Annotated in this window: 6 protein-coding genes (2 of these 6 running past the window's edge); 5 read left to right on the plus strand and 1 reads right to left on the minus strand. The window is 42.2% G+C overall.

The window, feature by feature from the left end:
- The 5 genes from CIT02_RS04040 to CIT02_RS04060 form a co-directional block, all read left to right on the plus strand.
- On the plus strand, positions 1-418 hold the 3' portion of the coding sequence (locus tag CIT02_RS04040; protein WP_292614248.1) for a TIGR02253 family HAD-type hydrolase. The gene continues 263 nt to the left of window position 1, outside the view; only the last 418 of its 681 coding nucleotides appear in the window; its start codon lies off the left edge, out of view; its stop codon occupies positions 416-418.
- A gap of 68 nt (positions 419-486) precedes the next feature.
- A complete protein-coding gene (locus tag CIT02_RS04045; protein WP_292614250.1) occupies positions 487-2,034 on the plus strand; it encodes an ATP-binding protein in 1,548 nt (515 codons plus the stop codon).
- A 177-nt stretch (positions 2,035-2,211) separates the two neighbouring features.
- Positions 2,212-3,195, plus strand: coding sequence for a sortase domain-bontaining protein (locus CIT02_RS04050; RefSeq protein WP_292614252.1), 984 nt, complete (start codon positions 2,212-2,214; stop codon positions 3,193-3,195).
- 192 nt (positions 3,196-3,387) lie between these two features.
- Positions 3,388-4,212 (plus strand): PIG-L deacetylase family protein, encoded by an 825-nt coding sequence (locus tag CIT02_RS04055; RefSeq protein ID WP_292614254.1) that lies wholly within the window; start codon positions 3,388-3,390, stop codon positions 4,210-4,212.
- Positions 4,213-4,377: 165 nt separating this feature from the next.
- A complete protein-coding gene (locus CIT02_RS04060) occupies positions 4,378-4,554 on the plus strand; it encodes a hypothetical protein (protein WP_292614256.1) in 177 nt (58 codons plus the stop codon).
- Between the two features lie 128 nt (positions 4,555-4,682).
- Here the strand turns inward: CIT02_RS04060 and CIT02_RS04065 are convergent, their stop codons facing one another.
- Positions 4,683-5,000: the final stretch of a PfkB family carbohydrate kinase gene (locus tag CIT02_RS04065; RefSeq protein ID WP_292614258.1), read on the minus strand. Its footprint extends 582 nt past the window's final position; the window shows 318 of its 900 coding nt (coding positions 583-900); the start codon falls outside the window, past its right edge — the gene reads right to left on this strand; the stop codon is at positions 4,683-4,685.

Here is a 5,000-nt window from a genome sequence, read left to right on the forward strand (position 1 = left end):
TAAATTTGCTCTTTTGAGACTGTTTCCGGGTACCATGTCCACCCTGATCTACCTGAAAAAACGTGACTATCAACTGGGAGCTATTTCCAATGGTCTGACCATTAAACAGTGGGAGAAACTCATCCGGCTGGGCCTGCACCACTTCTTTGACGATGTTATAACCTCCCAGGAAGCAAATTCTGAAAAACCCGACCAGAAGATATTCCAGCTGGCCCTGAAACGCATGGGATGCCAGGCGGAAGAATCAGTTATGGTGGGAAACAAGTTTAACGAGGATATAATAGGTGCAACCAGTGTGGGCATGTCCGCCATCCTGGTCAACTCCCAATTAACTGAAGAGGAGAAAGAATTTATTGATAGGGAAGGTTTGAAGGTAGAGGTGGTTTCAGACATAAGTCAGGTGCAAAAGCTCCTTTAATGGTTTCACCTAAAAAAAATAATAATAACGATAATCAATGGACCGGAAAAAAATCGGTGGGTATTACCATGAATTACTATCATGATGAAAAGATGGAAAAAATTTTCAATGCCTTGAAACAACCAAAAAATCTGGATGATCTACAACTATCCGAGAGTTTCATCAGGGGATTGATACTTAAAATTATCAGCAGTTACGGTACCGTGAAAACCAGTACCATCAATGAGTTAACCGGTATTCACTGGGATATTTTGGAAGAAAATTTAAGCAAAATGGAAAAGAGCGGTTTTTGTGCCCCGGTGAGTGGGGGATTCCTTTTTTCCAGTGTAGAATACGCTATAACCCGGAAGGGACGTGAAAAAGTAAGGGGGATTGCAGAAGATAATCCCTACATTGGTATTGCCCCTGTACCCTACGAAGAGTACTATCAGATCATGAAGATCCAGTTGCAACACCGTTATCCCCTGCAAATACCCCCCGAAGTGGTGGATGAAACTTTCCACCAGGTGGTAGGAGTGGATTATGCTAAAGAAGCCCTCATTGAATCGTGTATTATTGGTAAGGGTATCTTCGTCTACGGTCCTCCGGGAACTGGTAAAACCTTTATCATCAGTACCATGCCTGATCTTCTGCCCCCCCTGGTAATGCCCAAGTACATTGAATTCGGTGGGAAGATCATACAACTTTACGACCCTGATTTCCATAAAATGTGCGAAGAACAACCTGATGATCCACGTTGGGTTAAAATTCACGCCCCATTTGTTTTAACTGGAGCTGAACTTAGTTTAAATAAGTTAGAAACTAATTACGATCCTAATAAGGGTGTTTACGAAACATCTCCCCTGATTAAGGCTAACGGAGGTATTCTGTTAATTGATGATTTGGGAAGACAGCGTGATGACCATGAACTCATTCTCAACCGTTTAATTGTCCCTATGGAGAACAAGAAGGATGTGGTCTATGTCCGGGGTATCCCGGTTATACTGCACACTCACTTTATCCCGGCATTCTCCACCAACCTGGACATAAGTATCATGGATGAAGCCCACCTTCGCCGGGCCCCCCTTCATATTTTCCTTAAAAATCCAGAGGTGGAAGAAGTAACCGAGGTTTTCCGCAGAAATTTAGAGGATCTCCGGGAGACTTACCAGCCAGAAATCCTGGGAAGGTTCATGAAGGTTTACCAGCCCAAAAACAATGGCGGGGAAGGTCTGCAGCCCAGTTTCGCCCACGCCCGTGATGTGGCCCAGATATGTCAATCAGTGCGTATCAACATGAAAAAGGACATCATTGACATTGAAGTTCTGGAAGCTGCTCTGGATAAGCACGTTCTGGTGGTACTGCAAAGACTGAACATTGACATTGCCCAGATCTCCCATAAAACCCGTTCCTTCCGGTTGAAAACCGATGATCTGGAAAAAACCCAGGAGGCATTAGAACTCTACGGTGCCCAGACTATCTGCCGGGAAAACAGTTCAGTGATTACCGATGTGGATGAAAGTACCAGCCCTGTGGAGTTAGCAGGATACTTAAACAACCAGGGAATTAAGGTAGAAAAGATCGAGTTAATCGCCGAATCAGAGAAAGAACTGAGGAGAACCCTGTTAAACTGGTGATCATAACTTTTATTAATGTGGAGTATCTACACAAAATAAAACACTTAAATGTGGTTTTTTAAAAAATTTTCAAGGGGACGGTTTTTTCGATTTATTCCGTGCTTATCAACTTAATATTATCTAATTAAAGTAAAATCAATTAATTCAAGGAAAAAAAAGTTTTAGGGAGATTTTTATTTGAAGAAGTATGTTTTAATTGGGATTGCTGTTTTGGTGGTAGTTCTATTGGCCATCACCATGACCTCGGGCAGTGCCCATATAGAAACCAAACACTACGAGAATGGGGAGGTTTCCTTTGATTATCCCTCCAGTTGGCAGCAAGTTTCAACTCAGGGATCTCAAATAGTGGCCTTTAAAGACCCGGAAACAGGTATGAACATCACGGTCAACCGTCAGGTGATGCCTTCCGGATACAATGTTTCCACGGATTTCGTTCCGGAACTGGTTAAGGAGTCAGAAAGTAATGTAAAACTCACTTCCAGTAACAAGATCGATGTTAAGGGAAACACTGGTTATTATAATAGTTATCAAATTCAGGGTAATGGTTCTACCTCCGAACAAAAGGAGATATGGGTTAACAACAATGGAGCACTTTACAGTGTAGTGTTCAGTTATCCTCAGGAAGGATTCAGTGTTGAATCCGTACTGAAAGGTTTGAAAGGATCCGAAACCAGTGCAGCAGTGGATGCTGTTAAAAACAGTCTCCAGATCAACTCTGCCCAACTGGCCAGTATGCCCACTTTTGGAACGGTGACCATACCCCGACTGGGAGTAACCTGGAATATTCGCTCTGACACTTTAAATGCCATGGGCTCGGTTTACCACTATTCTGACCCGAGCAGTAGTTTACCCAAGAGTTTCTACCCCGGTCAGAAAGGTTCAGTGGGATTGTTAGGACACCACACCCGGTATTCTGCACCATTCAATCACATTGAAAACCTGCAGGTGGGAGATAAGATTTACATCAATGATTATCTAACCCAGAAGGAATACACCTACCAGGTGGTCTCCAACAACGATATTAGATACGATTACAAGACCAACCTCATTCAATTCCCTGCCGGTCAAAAGGAACTGGTGCTGGGAACCTGCTGGCCTCCAGGTTACACTGCAGCAGAAAGGTACGTTCACTGCCAGTTAACTGCAGTGGACCCCTTGTAACATAGATATCTAAAAAAAATCTTCTCTAACCCTTTTTTTATATTTTTTCTAAAGAATGAGAATGGATAATGGGCAAGTTGCCCCTCCTTAAATGAAGATAAATTTGATAAGAGGAATACAGCAACCTATTTATATTTAATTGGCTCTAAATAGATTATAGATTTGGATAGGCATAGATTTAAGGTTATGAAAATGAAAAAGACAATAATCATCTTACTCTTAGCAATACCCTTGATTTTATTCATTGCATTATTCCCTACCTTCTCGGCAGAAAATGGATCTTCGGGTATTCAGTCCAATAACAGTAATAATACTACCCAAACTGCGGATAATGGGACGGGAAACACCTCATCCACACCAGAGAAGGTGGCTTTCATTATACCTCATGCCGATGATGAGACCATAGGGGTAGGTGGAACAGTTCAGAGGATAATGGAGGATGGCTCCCCAGTACACTTCGAGCTCATGACCTCTGGTGATGCCGTAACTTCCCAGTTGCTCACGGTAACTAACTACTATGATGTATCAATTCCTGCCAATGCCACTGCATCTGAGAGAAAAAAACTAATCCGGGAAGACTCCTTTAAAAAGGTCATGGGCATTTTTGGATGCACCAGTTACAATATACACAGCTTTGATGATGGTGCCCTCAACGCCAATGTGGTGTTTACCACCATGGAAAACCTGTACCTCAAGGAGGGTTACACAGTCTTTTACACCACCACCGGAGATGGAAATGGTGATCATCTGGCCTGTCAACAGGGAATGAAGATGATGAAGGATAAATATCCCAACCTGAAGTACCGGCAGTTCCCAATCTACTACTACCATGCCAACCGGGCAGTGACCTCGGCCCTGACCAAGAACTACACTGATGTGAATGTTAATCAGTACGTCGCCAAAAAGAAAAGTGCATTTCAGGTCTACTACAATATACACACCATCCTCAACACATTCTACCCTTACAGTGATGGTCTCTACAGTATAGGTCCAGAAAGGATTTATTACATGAATTAATCTAAGGAAGAGTTTTCAAACTGGCATTTCCATCCAGACTCGGGACAAGTAAAGGGTGTGAAAGTCAGTTTACTCACCAAAGCCTTAATAGTGTAAGTTCAATAAAGAAATATTAACAAATAAAGAGATGAATTCAGAATAATTACCGATGGAGATTTGATTGATATGACCAATGTAACTATACTTTTCTCCCACATACTTCCACCACTACTGGCCTTTGCCGGGATAATCCTGCTCTGCAGTGGAATTATGGACAGGAAAAAAGATTATACCATTATTGGAATTGTAATGTTCTTTGCAGCGGGCTTATTACCATTCCTGGTACTGCAGTTTATGATATAATAAACACCGAAGTAAGGGGACTAATAAATACCGAAGTCCTCTACCCTTTAACTTCTATTTTTGAGTACTCTTCTATTGTTAATATCCTATCCATCTATGAATACCTATATTTTATTTGAATGCTAAAACTACAGTTTTAATTCCTGGATCCGCTGATTAATTATATTTATATTCCCCTGAAAAGCTCCTTTTTTTTCCAGTTTTAAGGAGGATACTATGGATGAGAAAATTCCACACTCACGGGGGTCTGAGGTTTTCTGTTTCCTGAAGGCATAAGCTGCCAGGTAACTATCACCCAGTCCAGTAGGGTCCACCCTTTCCTGGGGTGGATAGGTAGGTATGGAGTAAGATTTATCATGGTGGCGGGAATAAATCAGGGATCCCTTATCACCACGAGTGATGATGACTTCCTCTGGTCCCAGGAGGGAGATGCCCCGGGAAATTTC

It is taken from the genome of Methanobacterium sp. BAmetb5, assembly GCF_003491305.1.
Lineage (GTDB): Archaea > Methanobacteriota > Methanobacteria > Methanobacteriales > Methanobacteriaceae > Methanobacterium.

What these genes read in the sequence shown, in the direction of transcription:
- CIT02_RS04055 (WP_292614254.1), top strand. Translation starts at nt 3,388, where the DNA reads ATGAAAAAGACAATAATCATCTTACTCTTAGCAATACCCTTGATTTTA.
- CIT02_RS04060 (WP_292614256.1), top strand. Translation starts at nt 4,378, where the DNA reads ATGACCAATGTAACTATACTTTTCTCCCACATACTTCCACCACTACTG.
- CIT02_RS04045 (WP_292614250.1), top strand. Translation starts at nt 487, where the DNA reads ATGAATTACTATCATGATGAAAAGATGGAAAAAATTTTCAATGCCTTG.